The sequence below is a fragment of the Microlunatus aurantiacus genome, from assembly GCF_039536605.1.
Lineage (GTDB): Bacteria > Actinomycetota > Actinomycetes > Propionibacteriales > Propionibacteriaceae > Microlunatus > Microlunatus aurantiacus.
The window spans coordinates 203447-224735 of the sequence record NZ_BAAAYX010000003.1; the positions used below are offsets into that span (position 1 = coordinate 203447).

Genomic DNA, 21289 nt, shown 5'->3' on the forward strand with positions numbered 1-21289 from the left:
TCCGAAACGAGACTCAGGCGGCGATGCCCGCTCGACGAGCGGCGTCCAGCAGGACGCCGGCCGCGACCTCGATGCCCTCGATCCGGCCCAGCGAGACGTCCTCGTGCTCGATGTTGACCCACATGTCCGCATCGACGGCGTGCAGCGCCGACAGCCACGTCGACCAGTAGACCGCGTCGTGACCGCGACCGAGGGCCACGAAGTCCCAGGCGGCGTCCTTCGGCCACTCGTTGGCCCACTCGTCGCCGCCGAGGTTGGTGCGCGGCTCGTCGGGTGACAGCTTCCGGAAGCGGTTGTCCAGCACGCCGTACACGGCCGCGGCCGGGTTGATCTTCACGTCCTTGGCGGCGGCGTGGAACGTCAGCGGCCCGAGGTCCTGGACGACGGCCACCGGATCCATCCACTGCCAGAACAGGTGCGAGGCGTCCAGCTCGACGCCGACGTGGGTGGCACCGGTCCGCTCCACCAGCTCGCGGATCCCGGCCGGGTTGAACACCAGGTTCTGGGGGTGCAGCTCGAGGGCCACCTTCACCCCCAGATCGGCGGCCTCCCGGTCGACTTCGCGCCAGAAGTCCTCGGCGACCTGCCACTGGTGCTCGAGCACGTCCAGGGCGGCGGAGTTCCAGGCGTTGACGATCCAGTTGGGCCGGGTCGCGCCGGGCTCGCCGCCGGGCAGCCCCGACATGGTCACCACCCGGGTCTGGCCGAGCCGGTTCGCCAGCCGGATGCTGCGCCGGATGTCGACGGCGTGCTTCTCACCGATGACCCGGTCGGGGTGCAGCGGGTTGCCGTTGCAGTTGAGCCCGGCGATCTCCACCCCGGTCCCCTCGAACAGCCCCAGGAAGTCGTCCCGGGCGGTGTCGGAGGTGAGGATGTCGTCGAAGGTGGGGATGTGGACGGCCGGAAGGAAGCCGCCGGAGTTGAGCTCGATGCCGCTCAGACCGACGCCGGCGATGACCTCCAGGGCCTCGGGCAGCGAACGGTCGTGCAGGATCGCGTTGTAGAGACCGAACTTCATGCGGGGATCTCCTCGAGCTGGGTGGCGGGCTGCGTCGTCGGAGACGCGTGGCGCGAGGTGGGGACGGTGACGGCGGCGCCGCGGTGGGCCGCGGACTCGGCCACGGCGGCCAGGACCTCCATGTTGTGGACGCCCTCGGAGAACGAGGCGCAACGGGGCAGGGAGTCCGCCTCGTCGAGACCGGCGACCTCCTCAAGGAACGCGCGGGCCTGGTACACGAAACCGTCGTTCTGACCGAGACCGACACCGGGGGCGTCCATCGGCAGACCGCCGGCCACGTACGGGTGATCGGGTCCGATGATCACGCGGCGGTAGCCGTTGGTGCCGGCGGCACTGCCCTCGTTGAGCATCAGCTGGAACTCGGCCGGCCGCTCCTGCGCCCAGGTGGCGGCACCCTTGTCGCCGAACACCTCCAGCTCCAGCCCGTTGGGGTGGCCGGCGGCCACCCGGGACACCTGGACCACCCCCGCGCTGCCGCCGGCGAAGGAGGCACCGAACGCCGCGTAGTCGTCGTTCTCCACCGGCTCGTAGCGGTCGGAGACCTCGGCCCTGCCGTGGCCGACGACGGCCCCCACGGCCACCGGACGCTCCGTGATCGCGGTGACGAACCGACCGCCGCTCACCTCGGTGATGTCCCCGGCCAGGAACTCCGCCAGGTACGCGGTGTGGCTGCCGATGTCGGCCAGCGCGCCCGAACCCGGAGCACCCTTGTAGCGCCAGGCCATCGGACCCTGAGGGTCGGCGGCGTAGTCGCACCAGTAGCGGGCGTCGAGGTGCAGGATCGTGCCGAGGGTCCCGTTCTGCACCAGCTCGCGGAGGGCGGCGACCCCGGGCGCCCGGCGGTAGGTGAAGCCGATCCGCGCCACGGTGCTGGCCGCATCGGCCGCCGCGACCATCGCGCGCGCGTCGTCCAGGGTGTCGCTGAGCGGCTTCTCGCAGAGCACGTGCTTGCCGGCCGCCAGCAGCCCCTCGACCATCTCCCGGTGCAGTCGGTTGGCCACCACGACACTGACCACGTCGATGCTCGGGTCCTCCGCCAGCGCCTGCCAGGACGTGTCGTTCCGCTCGTACCCGAAGCGTCGGGCCGCCAGATCCCCCAGCTCGGGGTTCGCGTCGACGATCGACACGTAGCGCAGCTCCGGCAGGGTGGAGGCGTACAACGTCGGGGCGGTCCGGTAGGCGGCGGCGTGAGCCCGACCCGCCATGCCGGCCCCGATGACAGCGACACCGAGAGTCATCGACGGCCTTTCTTCCCGGTCTGTGACCTCAGTCACTAGACCGCTCTAGTAGTTGCCACGACGCTAGGGCCATCTCCTCTTCTTTGTCAAGACAATGGAGGTCCCTCGTCCGGCCGCGGAAGTGGAGTCCGCTCACGACGAGGGCCGCGGACGGGTAGTGCTCTGGCGGAGGTGCAGCTGCGGCTGGAGGACGATCTCCCGCTGCAGCACCCGACGACCGTTGATCCGGTCCACGATCCGCTGAACGGCCAGGCGGGCCAGCTCGGCCGGCTGCTGGACCAGACTGGTCAGGCCCACCAGCGACAGTGCGGCCGCCTCGCTGTCGTCCCAGCCGATCATCGAGACGTCGGCGGGGACGGCGATCCCCTGTTGAGCGAGCACCCCCATCACCGCCGTCGCCGTGTCGTCGTTGTACGCGATCACGGCCGTCGGCAGATCACCCTGCTCGACCAGCTGGCGAGCCGCGCGCTGCCCGTCCACCTGAGCCTGCCCACCGGGCACCACCCGCATCGACTCCCCCAGGCCGTGGCGACGCATGGCGGCGAGGAACGCCTCACGCCGGGATGCCCCGATCAGCGTCTCGCCGCCGTCGAGGTGGGTGATCCACCGATGTCCCAAGCTCACCAGGTGATCCACCGCGGCCGCCATGCCGGTCTCGTCGGAGGTGCGGACCACGTCGACCCGCGGGTGATCGACGTGCCAGCCGACGACGACCACCGGAAGGCGGCCGGCCAGCAGCGGTTCTGCTGTCGGTGGGCCGAGCATGATCAACCCGTCGAAGCGGAAGTCCTGCAGGGACTCCGCCGCCTTCGCCTCGTCCCGACCCCGGGTGACCGGGCTCAGGATCAGGTTGTAGCCGCGCTCCTCGGCCGCCGCGTAGAGACCCTCCAGCAGGTCGAAGTGGAAGGCACCCACGCCGACCCCGAACATGACGCCGATCAGGTGGGAGGCCCGGCCGGCAAGCGACCGAGCGCGCGCATCGGGACGGTAGCCCAGCTCCTGGGCGGCCGCCAGCACCCGCGCTCGGGTGGCGTCACTCGCTCCGGGCGCCTCGCGCATCACGATCGAGACCAGGGCGCGGGACACCCCGGCCCGTTCCGCCACGTCGTTCAGCGTGACCCGACCTCCGCTGCCCGTCACCGGGCGTACAGCTGCAGCTCGCTGCCGAACCGGTCCGCGATCGTCACCAGCCGGTCGAGATCGGGGTCCCGCAGGATGATCATGCCGTCGGAGATCAGGGTGGCCCGCCAGTCCCGCCGGTGGGCGCCCACCGGCAGCAGGTCCAGCACGCAGACGCTGTCGCCGTGCTCGGCCAGCAGCCGGTCCAGGCCCTCCACCCGGTCGATGTGCCCCGATCCCCTGGCCCGCTTGAAGATGCTCGCCGCGTTGTACGGCCGCGCAACCGGCTCGGCGCGGCCGGTGAGCACCGCGGCGGCCCAGGTCCGGAACAGGTCGGCGTCGCAGGCGTAGTTCATCACGTCGACCGTGCGTGCCCCGGGCGGTCGGGCGCCGATCTCGCCGAAGACGACCTCACCGTCGGCCTTGCGGTACCACTCCATGTGGGTGAAGCCGGCGGTGAAGCCGAGCGCGGTGATCACCTGGTGACCCATCTCGATACCAGCGACCAGCTCGGCTCGGTCGAGATCGCGCAGCGCGACGGTCTGGGGGCTGATCCACTCGTGGGACCGGGCCTGCAGCGGGCGGGGCCGATACCAGGACACGTTGTCGTAGAGGATGTCCCCGGCCCCGCAGATCGTGTCGTAGGTGAACTCCTCGGCCTCGATGAACTCCTCCACGCTGACCGTCTCCACGTGGCCGATCATCGGCAGCACCGTCTCCAGCTCGGCCAGGGAGTCCACCCGGTACGTGTCCGCCGAGCCGGCACCGGCGATCGGCTTGATGATCAGCGGGTAGCCGATCTGCTCGGCCGCAGCGTAGATCCCGGCGTTGGTGCCGGTGCTCGCGTGCCGGGGGGTGCGGATCCCGGCGGCGTCCAGGACCTGCTTCATCAGCTCCTTGTCCCGGAACGGCCACGTCTGCGCCACCGTCATCCCGGGCAGTCCCAGCTCCTCCCGGATCCGGGCCGCGAGCACCATGTAGGGCTCCCACAGGCACTCCACCTGGTCGATCCGGGCGTGCCGGGACAGTCCCCGCAGGGCAGCGATCACCGCGTCCTCGTCGGCCAGCGAGACGTGCTCGTAGTGCGCCAGCGCGGCCCGCGCCTCGGGCGGCAGCACGCCGACCGGCTGGTCACCGACACCGATCACGGTGGCGCCCACCTCGGCCAGGGCCCGGGTGAAGTAGGCCATCTCCAGCGGGAAGCCCGGCGACAGCATCACGACGTTGGGCACGGTCAACCCACCTCTCCGGTCACTGGCCCTCGACCAGCTCGACCCGCGCCGTGGCGACGATCCGGGCCAGGGCGTCCTCGACGACGGCGGTGTCGGGGTGTCGTACGGTGATGAAGCCCTCGCCCTCGTACGAGCTGTTCGCCGGTGTCCCGGGCGGAGGCAGCCGCGAGTCGACCACCAGGTGCCCGATCTCGGTCTGCAGCCGGTCGATGCCGTGCACCGTGCGGACCTGGCCGTGGCCCATCCCGCGCAGGTAAGCGGTGCCCGAGGCGTAGCGGCGCTCCGGCGCGGCGAAGGTGCCGTGGAGGACCAGCTCGGCCGAGGCGGCGTAGAAGTCGATCTCGTGGCTGAAGCCGATCATGGAGGCCAGCTGGGCCCCGGGTGGCCGGGCCCCCACCTCCGAGATGGCCACCGAGCCGTCGGGACGCTCGAACCACTCCAGGTGGGAGAACGCGTCGCGCACCCCGAGGGCGCGCAGCGCAGCCGGCCCGATGGTGCGGATCGCGGCGTACTCAGGTCCGGAGACATCGCGGGGCAGCAGCACCGTCCACTGCACCCAGGGGGTCCGCAGCACCTCCAGCGGCGGCGGACGGTAGTCCGAGATCGACGCCCAGATCGTCTCCCCGCCCAGGGTGACCGAGTCGAACGTGTGCTCGCGCCCGGTCAGGAACTCCTCCAGCAGCCACACCTCGCCGGCATCCTGCTGGGCGGCGGTCAGCCAGGAGTCGAAGTCCCCGTCCGCGTCGAGCCGGAAGGTCGCCTTGGCCCCGGCACCGTCCGGTGGTTTCGCCACCATCGGGTAACCGACCAGGTCCCGGAAGGCCCACGCCTCCTCGGTCCGGCGGACCAGCTGATGGCGGGCGCACGGCACACCGGCGCCGGCCAGCACCGTCTTCATCTGCGACTTGTCCCGGACGTTGGTCGCGACGTCGGCGGACATCCCCTCGATGCCCAGCGCGTCCCGGGCCTGGGCGAGCGGCACCTGGAGCTGCTCGAGGGCGCCGATCAGCCGCTCGACGTGGCCGATCTGCCCGGAGAGTCCGCGCACCGCGTCGACGATCTGCTGCGGGTCCAGGGCATCGGCCACCTGCCAGTGACCGGCGAGCGCCTCCCTCAGCTCCGGGGACAGGTCCTCGGCGGCGGAGGTGGTGATCACGGCCAGCCGCACGCCCGGCACCCGGGCCGCCGACAGGACGAACCTGGAGGTGGCTTCGAGCAGGTACGGTGCGACGAAAGCGGCGACGACCATGGTCGAGAAACTACCGGCACGGCTCCTGGAATCGCCAGGGCGGGGATGCAAGAGTCTCCCCATGGCCAAGGCGACGACAGCAGCACCACTGAACTCCCCCGGTCGGGTCATCACCGCGAGCATGATCGGCACCACGATCGAGTTCTACGACTTCTACGTGTACGCCACCGCGGCGGTGCTCGTCTTCCCGCAGCTCTTCTTCAAGACCGGCAACCCGACGACGGCGCTGCTGGCCTCCTTCGCCGTCTTCGGGGCGGCCATGGTGGCCCGCCCGATCGGGGCCGTCTTCTTCGGCCACCTGGGCGACCGGCGGGGGCGGAAGACGACGTTGGTGATCAGCCTGCTGGTGATGGGCATCGCGACGTTCCTGATCGGCTGCCTGCCGACGTACTCCTCGGTCGGTGTCCTGGCCCCGTTCCTGCTGCTGGTGCTGCGTCTCACCCAGGGGTTCGCGCTCGGCGGCGAGTGGTCGGGGGCGGCGCTGGTGGCCACCGAGAACGCCCCCGCCGGCAAACGGGCCTGGTACGGCACGTTCCCCCAGCTCGGAGCTCCCCTCGGCTTCATCATCGCCAACGGCATCTTCTTGATCATCAACTTCGCGCTGCCCCACCCCGACGGCCCCACCCAGCGGTCGGAGGCCTTCTTGACCTGGGGGTGGCGGGTGCCGTTCCTGTTCTCCGCCGTGATGGTCATCATCGGACTCTGGGTCCGGTTGAAGCTCGTGGAGTCCGAGACGTTCCGCGCGGCCGAGCAGCGCGGCGCCATCCGCAAGGTGCCGCTCTCGACCACCTTCCGCTACCACTGGCGCGAGGTGATCCTGGGCACCTTCATCATGCTGGCCACCTACGTGCTGTTCTACCTGATGTCGAGCTTCACGCTGACCTACGGGACCGCGAAGATCGACGCCACCCCGGGGGGCCTCGGGTTCAGCTACACCGACTTCGTGCTGATGCAGATCATCGGCGTGGTCTTCTTCGGCCTGTTCACCCTGATCTCCGGTCCGGTGGCCGACCAGATCGGTCGCCGCCGGCTGCTGATCTGGACGACCGTGGTGATCATCGCGTTCGGCCTGAGCTTCCAGGTGTTCCTGCAGCCGCGGGAGGATCTGGCCTTCACCGGTGCGCTGACCCAGGCGTTCCTGATCTTCGGCTTCCTGCTGATGGGCACCACCTTCGGACCGATGGGTGCGCTGCTGCCCGAGCTGTTCCCGACCAACGTGCGCTACACCGGGTCCGCCATCGCCTACAACGTGGCCAGCATCCTCGGTGCCGCCGTGGCGCCGATCATCGCGGTGGCGCTGTGGGCGCGGGCCGGTGGCGACGTCTGGCCGGTGGGGGTCTACCTGGCCGGAGCCGGTGTGCTGACCCTGATCGCGTTGCTGCTGAGCAAGGAAACCAAGGACGTCGACTACGCCGTCACCTCCGCTGACGACCCGGCCCAGGAGCGCGTGCACGCGGGCTGAAGGTGGTCCCACGGACCCCGCTCACCCGAGGCGCAGCACCCGCGCGGTCGGCCCGGTCACCTTCGGTGTGACCCGCAGGACCCGATCGGCCGCCTCCCACTCCTGCTCGTACGCCGGCAGCGACCGCGGATACACCGTCTCCACCGCGCCGCCCTCGACCCCGACCGGGAGCGGCAGGCTGACCGCGGCGTGCTCGCCCGGCTGCGGGAACCAGACGTAGAGGTAGGTCGCGGCGGGCGACCGCAGACCCAGCACCACCACGGCGTCGAGACTGGTCGGCAGCCCCAGCGGCCAGAAGGGCACGGCCTGGGCCAGGTCGGCCCGCAGTCCCTCGTACGCCGCCACCCCCTCGCGCACGAGTGCCAGCTCCTCGACACTCATCCGGTTGAGGTGCCCGGACAGGTAGAGCCGCCCGGCCAGCCCGGTGACCAGGCAGAACGCGATCTGCTCCGGTGGCATGCCCGGCTGCGGGTACGCCCAGTTGCCGGCCTGCTCGGGGGTGAGCGACGCCGGGGCGGCGGCGGCGATCGGCGCGTACAGCGCGGGATCCATCTGGTCCGAGGTCGACTGCAGCTCCAGCAGCGACATCAGCGCGTAGTCCATCCGCATCGCCCCGGAGGAGCAGTTCTCGATCAGCAGCTCCGGATGGCGATCCCGGACACCGGTCAGCCAGTCCAGCTGGGCCCGGTTCTGCTGCAGCAGGCCGTCCCCGACGCTGAACGCGTCCCGGTCCGTGCCGGGGCCCGGGGTGACGTTGTAGTCGAACTTGAAGAAGCGGACGCCGTAGCCGTCGACGAGGCGGTCGACGACCTCATCGAGGTGGGCCCGCGCGGCCGGGTGCCGCAGATCGAGGAAGGAGCGCTCCTGCTCGACGATCCGCCGTCCGTAGCGCTGCAGGAACGCGGCATCCGGCAGTCGCTGGGCCGCCGGGGACTTGACCCCGATCACCTCGGGCTCGACCCAGAGTCCCGGCAGCAGACCGCGATCCCGGATGTGGTCCAGGACCCGCTGCAGCCCCCCGTCGGGGAACCGGGTCGTCGAGGGCTGCCAGTCCCCCACGCTCGGCCACCAGTGCCCGCCGTCGTCGTACCAGCCGGCGTCGATGCAGAAGTACTCGGCACCGGTCTCGGCCGCCGCGTCGATCAGCGGCAGCAGCTTCTCGGTGGTCGGGTCACCCATCAGGGCGTTCATGTAGTCGTTCACGATCACCGGCAGATCGGGCCGGACGAGCGGCCGCCGAAGAGCCCGCCGGTGCGCCGTGAGGGCGGCGACGGCACCCTGCCAGCCGTCCCGGGACACGGCGACCGAGGCCGGCACGGTCGTGAACTCCTCCCCCGGGCCGAGCCGGACGGTCCAGTGGTGATCGACGTCGTTCGGACCGCCGACGACCACCGCTACCTCGTCCGGACCCATCCAGCGACCGTCGACCTCCCAGCGCCAGGCGCCGTTGTGCTCGATCTGCCAGGCCAGGGCACGCCCGGTGGCGGGGTTGTCGATCATGGCCGTCGGCAGGACCGTGCCGGTCGACCAGGTGGACGTGCTGACCGCGGCACGATAGGACCGCGACTCGATGTCCCAGTCCGGCGGCGCGATCCGGCCGAGGCCCTCGTCGGTCCGCAGGCGGACGGAGCTCCAGCGGCTCTCGGCACACCAGCTGTTCTGCGCCGAGTGCAGCACCAGGTCGTCCAGGCTCTCGTCGTCGTCGAGCACGCAGCCCAGCGCCAACGAGCTGACCATCTGCAGGATCTGCTCGTCACCGGAGGTGTTGCGGACCGTGCTGTGGGCCTGCAGCGCAGCGACCTCGGCGTACGCCGTGAGAGTCGTCGTCGTGGCCAGACCGGTGACGTCGTCGTGCTGCTCGATGATCAACCGGCTGATCCCGTCGTCGGAGACGGTGCGGTGGTCGACGTAGCGGAGCCGGTCACCGACCCCCGTGCTGGTGAAGCGGGTGTTGTTGAGCATGCGTCCCTCGCCCAGCACGAGGAGCTCGACCAGGGGCTGCCGGGACGGCGACGTCCGCTCGTGCCCGGCGACATCGAGGCTGTCCATCGTCACCGGTCGGTCGTTGCCGATCCCGATCACGACGCCGATCTGCGTGTTCCCCCAGCGGATGCTCGTCATGATCGAAGAACCTATCGGGACCCCGAAGGCGGGGCCGCCACTAGGTTGTTCCGATGACTCCGCAGGCTGCCGGTTCGACCAGGGCCCTGTTCCTCAACGGCACGGTGGGCGCGGGCAAGACCACGACGGCGGACGGGATCGGCGCGATCCTCCGCCGACACGACCGGTCCCACGCGATCATCGATCTCGACTGGCTGCGCAACGCCTGGCCGTCACCCGCGGACGACCCGTTCCACACCGAGCTCGAGCTGGCAAACCTGGCGGCCGTGACACGCAACTTCGTCCGCGCGGGGGCGGAGCGACTCATCCTGGCCGGGGTGATCGAGTCCGCGGCGGATCGCCGCCGTTACGAGGAAGCGCTGGCGATGCCCCTCACGGTCTGCCGGCTCATCCTCCCGCTCTCCACCCTCCGCTCCCGGATCATCGCGCGGCACCCGCCCGGAGCCGAGCGGGACTGGCACCTCGCCCGCACCGGTGAGCTGCACGCGATCCTCGACGCCGCCCAGGTCGACGACGTCACCGTGACCATCGATGGTGAGCCGCCCGACGCTGTCGCCGCCTTGGTGCTGTCAGCATCCGGATGGCGCTGAGAGGTCCTGACGTGGCCTTCGACGACTGAACGGGGGGGATCGTCGCCCGCGATGCGCGGATCTGACGCTCACCCCAAGCCACTGGTTCTCTGCACCAACCAGGGGGCCCAGTCCCTCGGCCCGTCAGCGGTGGCGCCGCGGACGGCGGCGGCCGGCCGGGCCGGTCAGGACCTTCAAGCCGGCTGGAGCCGGTCCCCCGTCGGTGCGGTCAGCGTGTGCCTCGGGCTGTCCGGTCCGTAGTACCCGTACTCGGTCTCGACCACCTCGACCCGGTCCGCGTACGCCGACATGATCAGCACGTCTACCCGCTCGCCGTCGCCGCGGCTGAGCACCCAACGGTCACCCAGGCAGGCAAGACCGCGCTCGTCGAGCAGCCGCGTCGCGTCGCCAGCCAGTCCGGCGGGTGCCAGCGGGTAGCCGAAGAGGGTGCGCGGGATGACGATCGGGTCTGTGCCGTCCAGGTAGCCGACCAGCTCACCGTCACGCTCCCGGAAGTACGGGCGCCAGGTGCTCGGGATCATCGCACCAGTAGACCCTCGGAACGAGAGATCCCGCCACCGGATTGTGCCGTGGTGGCGGGACCTCTGCGTGGGATCAGACGGCGGGCTGCGGCTGGGTGGCGTCCGGGTCGACCGGGGTCTGGGACCGCAGTCGCTTCTTCTCGCTGCGCCGCTCGACCAGGGAGTAGAGCACCGGCACCAGCAGCAGGGTCAGGACCGTCGAGGACACCAGACCACCGATGACCACGATGGCGAGCGGCTGCGAGATGAAGGCCCCGCCGCCGGTCAGCCCCAGACCCATCGGGATCAGCGCGAAGATCGTCGCCGTCGCGGTCATGATGATCGGTCGCAGCCGCAGCCGGGCACCATCGACGATGGCGGTCTTCAGGTCCTCGCCCTTGGCCCGGTACTGGTTGATCAGGTCGATCAGCACGATCGCGTTCGTCACCACGATGCCGATCAGCATCAGCAGCCCGACCATGGACGGCACCCCGAGCGGGGTGTCGGTGATCAGCAGACCGGCGATCGCACCGGTGGCTGCGAACGGGATGGCCACCATCAAGATCAGCGGCTGGATCAGGCTGCGGAACGTGCCGACCATGATCAGGAACACCAGCGCGATGGCCACCAGCATGGCCAGGCCGAGCTGGGCGAAGGCCTCCTGCTGATCGGTCGCCGCGCCACCGAGCTCGGCACTCACGCCGGCCGGCAGGTCGGGGATCCCGGCCAGCGTCGTCGTCACCGTGGCGCTCAGCGCACCCAGGTCGCTGGTGTCCGGTGTCGCGGTGATGGTGACCGACGGGTCTCCGTCGATCTGGGTCACCGTGGTCGGCGCCAGCACCAACGTCACGTCGGCGATGCTCTTCACCCGGATCGCCCCGGCGCGCAGGTCAGCCAGATCCTGCTGGTCCTCCGCGAGCTCCTTCTGACCGTCGGCGATCGCCTTCTGCTCGTCGGTCAGCTCCTGCTGGGTCTGCCGCGACTCGGCGGTGTCGGCCTGCTGGTCCCGGATCCCGTCGATCTGCTCATCGAGCTGGTCGATGCCCTTGTCGGACTGCTCGATCCCGGACTCGAGCTGCTTGATACCTGCCTCGGCTTGACCGACCCCGGCCGCTGCTCCGGACAACCTGCTCTGCCAGGTCTGCAACTCCTGTGTGTACTGGAACTGGAGCTGCGTCACGGGGATCTGCGATCCAGGCGTCGGAGTCGGAGGCTTCGGCTGACTGTCCTGAACCTTGTCCAGGGCCTTCTTCGCCTTCGTCAGAGACTTGCGCGCCTTGCTGAGGTCGCCGCGCAGGTCACTGCGCGACTTCACGGCATCCGCCCGCGACTCCTTGAGCTTGTCCAGCGAGTCGGCCGTCGCGTCGTCCTGCTTGGCCTGCTGCTCGTCGCCGATCTCCTCCTGGCGGTCGCCGAGGGCGTCCTGGCGATCGGACAGCTTGTCGCCGCGCTTCTCCAGCTTGTCCGACGCCTTCTCCTGCGCCTTGGCCTGCTGGATCTGGCTGACCGGCAGCAGCAGGTTGCCGATGTCGGCGGGACTGGGGTCGCTGGCATCCTGCGTACGGACCCAGACCTCCCGCTGCTCGCCGGACAGGGTCACGTCGCCGACCTTGGTGCCCCGCAGGGCGTTCGCCACCGCCTGCCCGACCTCGGCCTGGGTGAAGCCCAGGTCGGCGGCCTTCTTGTGGTCGACCTGGACCTCGAGCACCTTGCGCTGCTCGGCCAGGTTGCTGGTCACGTTGGTGAGTCCCGGGATGCCCTCGAGCGCGGCCTGCACCTGCTCGGAGCCCTTCCGCAGCGACTCGCTGTTCTCACCCTTGACCGTCACGCTGATGTCGGTGCTGGTGGAGCCGTTGGCGGCCTGGGTGATCGTGATCTCGCCGGCCGTGTCCCCGAGCTCGGCGAACTGCGACTCCAGCTTCGGCTTCACGGCGTCGGCGGTGGCCCCCTCGGCCAGGTTGACGGTGATCTCGGCGGTGTTGGCGCCGGTGCCGGCGACGGCGTAGATGCTGCCCCCGATGGTGGTCAGGTAGTCCTTGACGTCCGGATCGGCGGCGAGCACGGTCTCCACCTTCTCGGCGGCCGCGCTCATCGTGTCCAGCCGGGTCCCGGCCGGCAGCTCCTGCTTGATGGTCAGCGAGCTGTCGTCGCTGACCGAGCCGAGGAAGTCGGTCTTCAGCAGCGTCGCGCCACCCAGCGTGCCGACGAAGATCACCATGGCCAGCGCGAGGGTGATCACGGGGTGCGCCAGGCCGAAGTTCAACACCGGCAGGTAGCCCTTCTGCAGCCGGGTGACCTTGGTCTCGTCCTCGGCGGCCGTGTCCGGCGTCGCTGCGACCGCGGGCGCGGCACCCGCGGCGGTGGCGCCGGCCACGGTGGCCCCGGTCACCGCGGCGACGGCAGCCTTCTTGCGCTTGCCGCCACGCAGGAACCAGAACGCCAGCACCGGCACGACCGTCATCGAGACGATCAACGAGGCGACCAGGGCGATGGCCACCGTCACCGCGAACGGACGGAACAGCTCACCGGTCACTCCGGAGACCACGGCCACCGGGAGGAACACGGCCACGGTCGTGGCGGTGGAGGCGGTGACCGCCCCGGCCACCTCTTTCACCGAGGCGACGATGTCGCCGGCCGTCAGCGGTGCGAGTCCGGTGTCGCGGCGCTTGATGTTCTCCAGCACCACGATCGAGTCGTCCACGACGCGACCCACGGCCACGGTGAGCGCAGCCAGCGTGAAGATGTTGAGCGAGAACCCGCCGACCTGCAGCCCGATCATGGCGACCAGCAGCGACAGCGGGATGGAGATCGCGGTGATCAGGGTCGAACGCACCGAGAGCAGGAAGAGCAGGATCACCAGGACGGCGAACCCGAGTCCGAGGGCGCCTTCGACGGTGAGGTCGTGGATGGACTGCTCGATCAGCGGAGCCTGATCGAAGACGATGGTGAAGGCGGCGTTGTTTCCCATCGTCTTCTGGAGACCCGGAAGCGCGTCGGCCACGGCGTGCGAGATGGCCACCGAGTCGCCGTCCGCTTCCTTGAGCACCGACACGCTGAGGGCCGGTCGGCCGTTGGCCCGGGCCAGCGAGGACGACGAGATCGACTCGACCTTCACGTCGGCGATCTTGGACAGGGCGACCGGCCCGTCACTGGTCGGGATGGAGAGGGCATTCACCTGCTTGACCGAGTTGGTGGAGTCACCCACCTGCACGGCCAGCTCGAGGGTCTTGTCGTACGCCGTGCCGGCCGGGACCACCGTCAGCTGGGACTGGATGGTCTGGGTGACGGCCGCAGCGGTGAGGTCGCGGTCGGTCAGCTCGGCGGGGCGCAGCGTGACGGTCAGCTGGGTGGTGTCCTCGCCGGTGACCTGCACCTGGCGCACGCCCTCGATGGCGGTCAGCGCCGGGACGGCGACGTTCTGCACCAGCTCGCCGGAGGCGGCCAGCGGGAGGTCGGTCGAGGCGGAGAGCAGCAGCACCGGGATGTCGTCGGTGCTGCCGGTGATGACGTCGGTCTCCACGTCGGCCGGCAGCGCCTGGGACGCCGAGTCGACCGCGTTGCGGATGTTGCTGACGACCTTGTCGCTGTCCAGCCCGTACTCCCAGTTGACGCTGATCGTCGCCTGGCCGTTCGAGGACGTCGAGGTGACGTCGGTGACACCCGAGACGCCGCTCACGGCGCGCTCGATCGGGGTGGACACGTTGTCGGCCACGATCTGCGGGGTCGCCCCCGGGTAGATCGCGGTGACCACGGCGGTGGGCACCTGGGTCGAGGGCAGCAGCTCCTGCTTGAGCGAGCGTGCTGCCAGGACCCCGAACACGACGATCGCGATCGAGACCAGGGCGACGATGAGGCGGTTGGCCAGACTCAGCCGGGTCAGAGACGTCACAGGATCACGATACGTCGGATACAGCAAATCGTTAGCATCAGCCATATAGTCAGGGGAACCAAGGGTCATCCCCGACCCGACGGACCGAAGGAACAGATGACGATCAGCCAGGATCTCGACCGCGCGGCTCTGCTCCGCCGGCTCGACGACCTCCACGCCTCCTTCGACCGGCGGGCGCTGACCACCTGGGCCGAGCCGCTGCTGTCGACGTCACTGACCATGCAGCAGCTGAAGGTGCTGACGCTGGTCGCCGCCGATGGTGACCGGGCCACCGGTCACGACCTGGCCGAGACGCTGCACGTCTCGGTGGCCACCATGTCCGGCCTGGTCGACCGCCTGGTCGAGCAGGAGATGGTGCAGCGTCGCGACGACCCCAGCGACCGCCGGATCCGCCGGCTCAGCGTCACCCCCCTGGGCACCGCCACCCTGCGGGCCCTGATCAGCAGCGGCAACACCATGCCGCCCCAGGTGCTGCAGCGGCTGGCCGACGTCGACCTCGGTGCTCTGGTGCAGGGTCTGGACGCGCTCGACCGGGTCATGGAGGACCTCAGCCGCGAGTGAGGCACCGGCCCCTGGTGTCGGTGGTCGCTGCTTGACTCGGTCCATGCCCTGCTCGAACGACGACTTCTGGGATCTCGTGGACCAGCTGCCGGAGGTGACACCCGTGGAGGGCTCGACCTACACGGCGCTGAAGGTCCGCGGCAAGGGCTTCGGCTACCACTGGCCGGCCACGGCCACCGCAGGGCTGAAGCAGGAGCGCGGGGAGCAGATCGCGTTGGTCAGCGAACGCCCCGACGTGTTCGAGACCCAGTTCGTCGCCGGACAGTTCGGCTGGGTCGTCGTCCGCCTCGAGCGGATCGAGCCGGCCGAGCTCGGCGAGCTCGTCTTCGAGGCCTGGCGGCTCACGGCGCCGGTCCGGGTCATCGACGCGTACGGGAGCCGGCCACCCTCGCTCCCCCCGCCGAAACGGGCCGGATCGACGTGACATCCGGCGCTTTCGGGTTCACCCTGAGTCGGTGGCTCCCACCTTCCCGCGCCGTGTCACTGCCTGGTTCGCCGTCGGTCTGCTGACGACCGGTCTGCTCGCCGGGGGCGCGACGCCCGCAGACGCCGCCACCACGCGGCCGACCTCGGTCACCCTGACCCCCACAGCCGATCCGGCCCACTCGCAGAGCTTCACCTGGCGGATGACCAGGAACCGGCCGGGTCAGGTGGTCCAGCTCAAGGCCCCGAACGGTCGGATCAGCACGGCTGCCGCGCGCTCCAAGATGCGGGTGCAGAAGACGTACTCGGGCATCAACGCGTACGCCTTCACCGCGACGGCCACCCGGCTCTCCCCCGGCACCGGGTACGCGTACCGGATCGTCACGTCCGGCGGCTCGACGGGCTGGACGACCTTCACCACCGCCCGGGCCGGGCTGGACCGGCCCTGGACGTTCCTGGCCTTCGGCGACACCCAGATCGCCAACACCGGGGTGCCGGAGAGCCTGATCGACACCGCGGTGGCGCGGAACCCGACCGCGCCCCTGCTGCTGCACGCCGGCGACGTGGTCAACTCCCCCAGCAGCATCACCGAGTGGCGCCAGTTCATGACGGCCACCTACCCCACCCGGACCACCCGCAACTGGCTGATCTCGGTGGGCAACCACGAGCAGTGCGTGCTGCTGACGAGCTGCCGGTCAGGGGACGCCCAGGCCTTCCGGTCCTACTACTCCTGGCCGCGCAACGGCTACCCGAGCCAGGGCCAGACCTGGTACTACACCGACTACCAAGGCGTCCGCTTCATCGTGCTGGACACCTTCGGGGGAGACCTGGCACGGCAGTCGGCCTTCCTGGACACGGCGCTGAAGACGAACCGGCAACCTGGACCGTGGTCCTCCAGCACGCCGGCCCGTTCGCGTCGCGGTCCGACCGCAACAACACCGCCATCCGCACGGCCTTCCAGCCCCTGTACGACACGTACAAGGTCGACCTGGTGCTGTCCGGGCACGACCACTCCTACAACCGCGGCTACGACGGCAACAAGAACTCCACCGTCTACGCGGTCTCGGACTCCGGGCCGAAGTTCTACGAGGCCTCGTCGAAGGACTGGCAGCGCGCCGGGGCGACCCGGGTGGTCACCGCGGCCCACACCTCCACCTACCAGCGGGTCACCGTCAGCCAGAACACGCTGACGTACCAGGCCGTGGTGGGTTACAAGGGCCCGGGCTCGACGACAGCGAAGAAGGTCGGCCAGGTGCTCGACCAGGTGATCATCACCAAGAGCGGGACGACCAAGACCGTCCGCTGAGTCGGCCGTTTACGCTGTCAGGCATGGCGATCAGCAAGGGTGACAAGGTGTCCTGGAACACCCCTCAGGGCACGACGCACGGCACGGCGGTGGAGAAGCGGGTGAAGGAGTTCACCTTCGCGGACCAGAAGTTCAAGGCCTCCGACGACGAGCCGTACTGGCTCGTGGAGTCCGACAAGACCGGCGCCCGGGCGGCACACAAGGAGTCCTCGCTCGACCAGGTCTGAGCGGTCACTCGAAGCGGCCGGGGTCCCCGGCACCGACGCGAACGATCTCGGCTGTGCCGGAGGAGAAGTCGACCACCGTCGTCGGCACCTCGCCGCAGTCACCGGAGTCCAGCACAGCGTCCAGCGCGTGGTCCAGTCGCTCCTTGATCTCCCAGCCCTGGGTCAGCGGCTCCTCGTCCCCCGGCAGCAGCAGCGTGCTGGACAGCAGCGGCTCTCCCATCGCCTCGACCAGCGCGCGGGTCGTCCGGTGATCGGGGATCCGCACGCCGACGGTCCGCTTCTTCGGGTGCAGCATCCGGCGCGGCACTTCCTTCGTGGCCGGCAGGATGAAGGTGTAGGCCCCCGGCGTCGCGGCCCGGACGGCCCGGAAGATCGCCGTGTCCAGGTGGACGAACTGTCCGAGCTGGGCGAAGTCGCCGCACACCAGGGTGAAGTGGTGGTGCTTGTCGAGGTCGCGCACACCCCGGATCCGCTCGATCCCGTCCGCATTGCCCAGCTGGGTGCCCAGCGCGAAGCAGGAGTCGGTCGGGTACGCGATCAGCGCGTCGTCGCGCAGCAGGTCGACGACCTTGCCGATCGTGCGGGGCTGGGGGTTGTCGGGGTGAACGTCGAAGTAGCGCGCCACCCCGCTAGGTTACGGGCATGGTTTCCAAGGTCGCACTGCTCACCGCCGGAGGCTTCGCCCCGTGCCTCTCCTCCGCCGTCGGCGGGCTGATCGAGCGCTACACCGCGCTCGCCCCCGAGGTCGAGATCATCGCCTACAAGTACGGCTACCAGGGCCTGCTGTCGGGTGACTACCTCACCGTCACCCCGGAGGTCCGGGCCAACGCCGCGATCCTGCACCGGTTCGGCGGCTCCCCGATCGGCAACTCCCGGGTGAAGCTCACCAACGCCGCCGACCTGGTCAAGCGGGGCCTGGTCGCCGAGGGCGTCGACCCGCTCAAGGCGGCCGCCGACCGACTGACCGCCGACGGGGTCGACGTCCTCCACACCATCGGCGGCGACGACACCAACACCACCGCCGCGGATCTGGCGGCCTACCTGCACGACAACGGCTACGAGCTCACCGTGGTGGGCCTGCCCAAGACCATCGACAACGACGTGATCCCGATCAAGCAGTCGCTGGGGGCCTGGACCGCGGCAGAGCAGGGTGCCCGGTTCGCCCAGAACGTCCTCGGCGAGCACAACTCGGGCTCGCGGATGCTGATCGTGCACGAGGTGATGGGTCGGCACTGCGGGTGGCTGACCGCGGCCACCGCGCAGGCGTACCGGGACTGGCTGGACACCCAGGAGTGGGTGCCCGAGATCGGTCTGGGGCGGGCCGGCTGGGACGTGCACGGCGTGTACGTGCCCGAGGCCCACTTCGATCTGGCCGCCGAGGCCGACCGGCTGAAGAAGGTCATGGACGAGGTCGGCTCGGTCAACCTGTTCGTCTCCGAGGGCGCCGGTCTGGACACGATCGTGGCCGAGATCGAGGCGTCCGGTGAGGAGGTGGCCCGCGACCCGTTCGGTCACGTCAAGATCGACAAGATCAACCCGGGCGCCTGGTTCGCCAGCAAGTTCGCCGAGCAGCTCGGCGCGGAGAAGGTGATGGTGCAGAAGTCCGGGTACTACTCCCGGGCCGCCGCCGCCAACCAGCGCGACCTGGACCTGATCAAGTCGATGACCGATCTCGCCGTCGACTCCGCCCTGCGCGGCGAGCCCGGGGTCATCGGCCACGACGAAGAGGCCGGCGACGAGCTCCGCGCGATCGAGTTCTCCCGGATCAAGGGCGGCAAGCCCTTCGACATCGACCAGCAGTGGTTCACCGAGCTGCTCGCCGGCATCGGTCAGCCGGTCACCGAGAGGGTCGCCGCCCACTGACCGCCTGGGCGATCCACGCGAGGACCGCCCCGACTCCGAGCCCGGTCGCGGCGCCGGTCAGCCAACCGGCGCCGAGACCGAGGCGGACCGACCGTACGGCCACGTCCTCGGTCACCATCGCCCGGTCCACCGGCGCCGGTCCGGCGGGGCGGATCGCAAAGCGCACGACGCCCTCGTCGAGGTCGCGGAAGGCTGGCTCGTCCCAGGTCGAGATCCAGGCGGCCAGGAGCAGGATGAGCTGCGCGAACAGGTTGAAGAAGAGCATCACCACGATCACCGGTCCGAAGATGGCGGCGGCCCGGTTGCCGGCGAAGGCACTGATGAGCAGTGAGCCGCCGTACTGCAGCACCGCCAGTCCCAGGGACCCGATCAGCGAGGCGATCATGATGATCCGACCGCTCTCCCGCTGCCGGGGCACGACCACGTAGATGTAGCAGAACGTGAGCCACCCGCCGACCAGCGACAGCACGGGAGCCAGCACCCGGAGCAGGGCCGAGGTCATCCACGTCTCGCCGAAGCCCAGCCACGTCGCCACGCTCTGGGCGAAGGTGGTGGACAGCGTGGCCAGCCCGGAGGTCACCGCGATGGCCATCAGCAGCCCACCCATCCGCAGCAGGTTGACGGCCACCTTGACCGGGTAGAACTGGGTGACCCGCTCGGCATCGAAGTCGGTCCGCCACTGCGCGTCGATGGAGTTGCGCAGGTGCCCCATCCAGGAAGCACCGCTGTAGAGACCGGCGACCAGACCGACGACACCGATCGAGGTGTAGTTCTGCAGGGTGGAGACGATGAAGTTCTGGATGCCGGCGAGGGTCTCGGGGTCCACGTTCCTGAACTGACCCACGATCAGCTTCGACACCGTCGTGATCAGATCGGGTCGGAGCTCGACGAGGAAGAACCCGAGGATCGAGAACGCCACCATGATCACGGGCACGACCGCCAGCACCGAGAAGTAGGCGACCCCCGCCCCGAACTGGAAGCCGAACCGGCCGTTGTAGCGCTGGACGGCGCGTCGGATGTGCGCGATCCAGCCGATCCGCAGGAGTCTGTCGACCCGGGTCTGGGCGTGCTCGGCTCGATCGCGGACCGCCCCTGCCCGCACCCGGACCCGCTGGCCCACCTCGTCCCGCAGCGTCATCGGGCTCGAGGCTACCGAACGACCATCGACTCGGGCTCGGCCACGACGGCCGCCGACGGCCCGGACCGCAGCGCCAGCAGCACGACGGCCGCCACCACCCCCGCAGTGCCGAGCCACTGGACGGGCCCGAACGGGTCGGCGAACAACGACGCCCCCAGGGTGACGGCGGTGATCGGCTCCAGGCAGGACACCACTGACGCGCGCGAGGCTCCGGCGCCCCGGATCCCGGTCAGCAGCAGCATCATCGCCAGCACGGTGCTGACCCCGGCCATCGCCACCACCCAGATCATCAGGTCACCTGGTGGGCGCCAGTCGAACACCCCGCGCAGGTTGCCGACGACGATGTGCGCGGCCGCCGCGCCGGTGCAGATCAACGCCGTCGCGCTGACCCGGTCCGTACGGTCCGGCAGGGTGTCCATGCCGAAGAAGTAGACCGTGTAGACCACCGCGGAGCCGAGACCGAACAGCACGCCGAGCCCGGAGACCGCCCCCACCCCGGGACCGAGCAGGGTGAGCCCCACCCCACCGACAGCGAGCGTCAGAGCGGCCAGCACCCGGACGTTGGCGCGTTCCCGTCCGGTGGCCAGGCTGACCAGCACCACCATGACCGGCATCGTGTAGAGCAGCAACGAGGTGAGACCGACCGTGAGCCGCTGCAGGGCGAGGAAGTAGAGCCCGCTCTGGGTGGCGTAGAGCACCGCGCCCATCAGAAGGGGTTGCCACAGGGCCCGACCACGACCGAGGGGACGCCGGGACACGGCGACGACCACCCAGACGACGGCGGCGGCCAGCAGGAACCGCCACCCGATGACGGTGTTGACACTCGCCCCGGTCGCGAACGCCGGGATGCCGAACGGACCGAGCAGGGCGAACGCGATCGCCGAGAGCCCGCAGAGCAGCACGCCGAGGCGACGGCTGGGGACGGCGGAGCTCACGGAGCGAGGCTAACGGCCGCGGCGGGACCCCCGGTGGGATTGACACCGTACGGACAGCACCGTTGTCTGGAGGCATGACCGTACTGAGCGATGACGAGATCACCAGCAGGATCCAGCACCTGGCCGGTTGGAGCCTCAGCGCCGACAAGACCTCGATCCTCACCTCGATCGAGCTGGTGGACTTCGTCGCCGCCCTCGACCTGGTGAACGTGGTCGGGCGCGAGGCGGAGCAGCGTCAGCACCATCCCGACATCGACATCCGCTGGAACACGGTGACGCTGACGCTGTCCACCCACTCCGAGGGCGGGCTGACCGCCGCCGACTTCGACCTGGCCCGACGGATCAACGACATCGCCGGGCTCGACGGCAGCTAGCCAGGCTCAGTCCTCGAACGCCTCCGGCTCAGTCCTCGAACGCC

General features: G+C 70.0%; 19 protein-coding genes and 1 pseudogene. 9 read left to right on the forward strand and 11 right to left on the reverse strand.

Going from position 1 to position 21289, the window contains the following annotated elements:
* Positions 1–13 precede the first annotated feature (13 nt).
* The 5 genes from ABD714_RS06455 to ABD714_RS06475 form a co-directional block, all read right to left on the reverse strand.
* Positions 14–1018, reverse strand: coding sequence for a sugar phosphate isomerase/epimerase family protein (locus ABD714_RS06455; RefSeq protein ID WP_344811481.1), 1005 nt, complete (start codon positions 1016–1018; stop codon positions 14–16).
* Entirely contained in the window at positions 1015–2256 is a 1242-nt protein-coding gene (locus ABD714_RS06460) for a Gfo/Idh/MocA family protein (protein ID WP_344811482.1), read from the reverse strand. The genes ABD714_RS06455 and ABD714_RS06460 overlap by 4 nt, the downstream gene beginning before the upstream one ends.
* A 132-nt stretch (positions 2257–2388) precedes the next feature.
* Positions 2389–3360, reverse strand: coding sequence for a LacI family DNA-binding transcriptional regulator (locus ABD714_RS06465; protein ID WP_344811483.1), 972 nt, complete (start codon positions 3358–3360; stop codon positions 2389–2391).
* Positions 3361–3392: 32 nt separating this feature from the next.
* Positions 3393–4607 (reverse strand): ATP-grasp domain-containing protein, encoded by a 1215-nt coding sequence (locus ABD714_RS06470; RefSeq protein WP_344811484.1) that lies wholly within the window; start codon positions 4605–4607, stop codon positions 3393–3395.
* A gap of 19 nt (positions 4608–4626) precedes the next feature.
* Positions 4627–5856: an ATP-grasp domain-containing protein gene (locus ABD714_RS06475; protein ID WP_344811485.1), complete on the reverse strand. Its 1230-nt coding sequence runs from the start codon at positions 5854–5856 to the stop codon at positions 4627–4629.
* A gap of 61 nt (positions 5857–5917) precedes the next feature.
* Here ABD714_RS06475 and ABD714_RS06480 point away from each other — a divergent pair, with 61 nt between their 5' ends.
* Positions 5918–7318, forward strand: coding sequence for an MFS transporter (locus ABD714_RS06480; protein WP_344811486.1), 1401 nt, complete (start codon positions 5918–5920; stop codon positions 7316–7318).
* Positions 7319–7339: 21 nt separating this feature from the next.
* Here the strand turns inward: ABD714_RS06480 and ABD714_RS06485 are convergent, their stop codons facing one another.
* A complete protein-coding gene (locus ABD714_RS06485; protein ID WP_344811487.1) occupies positions 7340–9439 on the reverse strand; it encodes a glycoside hydrolase family 36 protein in 2100 nt (699 codons plus the stop codon).
* Positions 9440–9492: 53 nt separating this feature from the next.
* Between ABD714_RS06485 and ABD714_RS06490 the strand changes: the two genes are divergently transcribed.
* The gene (locus ABD714_RS06490; protein WP_344811488.1) at positions 9493–10029 is read left to right on the forward strand and encodes a hypothetical protein; all 537 of its coding nucleotides are present in this window, start codon (positions 9493–9495) and stop codon (positions 10027–10029) included.
* A 173-nt stretch (positions 10030–10202) separates the two neighbouring features.
* Here the strand turns inward: ABD714_RS06490 and ABD714_RS06495 are convergent, their stop codons facing one another.
* Entirely contained in the window at positions 10203–10550 is a 348-nt protein-coding gene (locus ABD714_RS06495; protein ID WP_344811489.1) for a hypothetical protein, read from the reverse strand.
* A 73-nt stretch (positions 10551–10623) separates the two neighbouring features.
* Positions 10624–14418, reverse strand: coding sequence for an efflux RND transporter permease subunit (locus ABD714_RS06500; RefSeq protein ID WP_344811490.1), 3795 nt, complete (start codon positions 14416–14418; stop codon positions 10624–10626).
* Between the two features lie 96 nt (positions 14419–14514).
* On the opposite strand from ABD714_RS06500, the gene ABD714_RS06505 reads away from it, so the two are divergent.
* From ABD714_RS06505 to ABD714_RS06525, 5 genes and pseudogenes are all read left to right on the forward strand, one after another.
* The gene (locus tag ABD714_RS06505) at positions 14515–14979 is read left to right on the forward strand and encodes a MarR family winged helix-turn-helix transcriptional regulator (RefSeq protein ID WP_344811491.1); all 465 of its coding nucleotides are present in this window, start codon (positions 14515–14517) and stop codon (positions 14977–14979) included.
* 43 nt (positions 14980–15022) lie between these two features.
* Complete coding sequence (locus ABD714_RS06510) at positions 15023–15403, forward strand: MmcQ/YjbR family DNA-binding protein (protein ID WP_344811492.1); 381 nt, start codon at positions 15023–15025, stop codon at positions 15401–15403.
* A 31-nt stretch (positions 15404–15434) separates the two neighbouring features.
* Positions 15435–16124, forward strand: a pseudogene (locus tag ABD714_RS23040) (fibronectin type III domain-containing protein); the annotation flags it as partial.
* A 164-nt stretch (positions 16125–16288) separates the two neighbouring features.
* Positions 16289–16708 carry a hypothetical protein gene (locus ABD714_RS06520; RefSeq protein WP_344811494.1) on the forward strand — a complete coding sequence of 140 codons (420 nt, stop codon included), beginning with the start codon at positions 16289–16291 and terminating at the stop codon, positions 16706–16708.
* 23 nt (positions 16709–16731) lie between these two features.
* On the forward strand, positions 16732–16935 hold the full coding sequence (locus ABD714_RS06525) for a hypervirulence associated TUDOR domain-containing protein (protein ID WP_344811495.1): 204 nt from the start codon (positions 16732–16734) through the stop codon (positions 16933–16935).
* A gap of 4 nt (positions 16936–16939) precedes the next feature.
* On the opposite strand, the gene ABD714_RS06530 is transcribed toward ABD714_RS06525, so the two are convergent.
* A complete protein-coding gene (locus ABD714_RS06530; RefSeq protein WP_344811496.1) occupies positions 16940–17560 on the reverse strand; it encodes an L-threonylcarbamoyladenylate synthase in 621 nt (206 codons plus the stop codon).
* Positions 17561–17577: 17 nt separating this feature from the next.
* Here ABD714_RS06530 and ABD714_RS06535 point away from each other — a divergent pair, with 17 nt between their 5' ends.
* Positions 17578–18798, forward strand: a complete 1221-nt coding sequence (locus tag ABD714_RS06535) for a pyrophosphate--fructose-6-phosphate 1-phosphotransferase (RefSeq protein ID WP_344811497.1) — start codon at positions 17578–17580, stop codon at positions 18796–18798.
* Here the strand turns inward: ABD714_RS06535 and ABD714_RS06540 are convergent.
* Together ABD714_RS06540 and ABD714_RS06545 are read right to left on the reverse strand one after the other, a co-directional pair.
* Positions 18773–19936, reverse strand: a complete 1164-nt coding sequence (locus tag ABD714_RS06540) for a YhjD/YihY/BrkB family envelope integrity protein (RefSeq protein WP_344811498.1) — start codon at positions 19934–19936, stop codon at positions 18773–18775. The two genes, ABD714_RS06535 and ABD714_RS06540, sit on opposite strands and share 26 nt — an antisense overlap.
* Before the next feature lie 11 nt (positions 19937–19947).
* The gene (locus tag ABD714_RS06545) at positions 19948–20871 is read right to left on the reverse strand and encodes a DMT family transporter (RefSeq protein WP_344811499.1); all 924 of its coding nucleotides are present in this window, start codon (positions 20869–20871) and stop codon (positions 19948–19950) included.
* Positions 20872–20945: 74 nt separating this feature from the next.
* On the opposite strand from ABD714_RS06545, the gene ABD714_RS06550 reads away from it, so the two are divergent.
* Positions 20946–21245, forward strand: a complete 300-nt coding sequence (locus ABD714_RS06550) for a 4a-hydroxytetrahydrobiopterin dehydratase (protein ID WP_344811500.1) — start codon at positions 20946–20948, stop codon at positions 21243–21245.
* The last annotated feature ends 44 nt before the right edge of the window (positions 21246–21289 follow it).

Coding starts and splice junctions, on each gene's coding strand:
- ABD714_RS06495 (WP_344811489.1), bottom strand. CDS start 10,550: ATGATCCCGAGCACCTGGCGCCCGTACTTCCGGGAGCGTGACGGTGAG.
- ABD714_RS06540 (WP_344811498.1), bottom strand. CDS start 19,936: ATGACGCTGCGGGACGAGGTGGGCCAGCGGGTCCGGGTGCGGGCAGGG.
- ABD714_RS06480 (WP_344811486.1), top strand. CDS start 5,918: ATGGCCAAGGCGACGACAGCAGCACCACTGAACTCCCCCGGTCGGGTC.
- ABD714_RS06490 (WP_344811488.1), top strand. CDS start 9,493: ATGACTCCGCAGGCTGCCGGTTCGACCAGGGCCCTGTTCCTCAACGGC.
- ABD714_RS06460 (WP_344811482.1), bottom strand. CDS start 2,256: ATGACTCTCGGTGTCGCTGTCATCGGGGCCGGCATGGCGGGTCGGGCT.
- ABD714_RS06475 (WP_344811485.1), bottom strand. CDS start 5,856: ATGGTCGTCGCCGCTTTCGTCGCACCGTACCTGCTCGAAGCCACCTCC.
- ABD714_RS06455 (WP_344811481.1), bottom strand. CDS start 1,018: ATGAAGTTCGGTCTCTACAACGCGATCCTGCACGACCGTTCGCTGCCC.
- ABD714_RS06550 (WP_344811500.1), top strand. CDS start 20,946: ATGACCGTACTGAGCGATGACGAGATCACCAGCAGGATCCAGCACCTG.
- ABD714_RS06485 (WP_344811487.1), bottom strand. CDS start 9,439: ATGACGAGCATCCGCTGGGGGAACACGCAGATCGGCGTCGTGATCGGG.
- ABD714_RS06505 (WP_344811491.1), top strand. CDS start 14,515: ATGACGATCAGCCAGGATCTCGACCGCGCGGCTCTGCTCCGCCGGCTC.
- ABD714_RS06510 (WP_344811492.1), top strand. CDS start 15,023: ATGCCCTGCTCGAACGACGACTTCTGGGATCTCGTGGACCAGCTGCCG.
- ABD714_RS06525 (WP_344811495.1), top strand. CDS start 16,732: ATGGCGATCAGCAAGGGTGACAAGGTGTCCTGGAACACCCCTCAGGGC.
- ABD714_RS06535 (WP_344811497.1), top strand. CDS start 17,578: ATGGTTTCCAAGGTCGCACTGCTCACCGCCGGAGGCTTCGCCCCGTGC.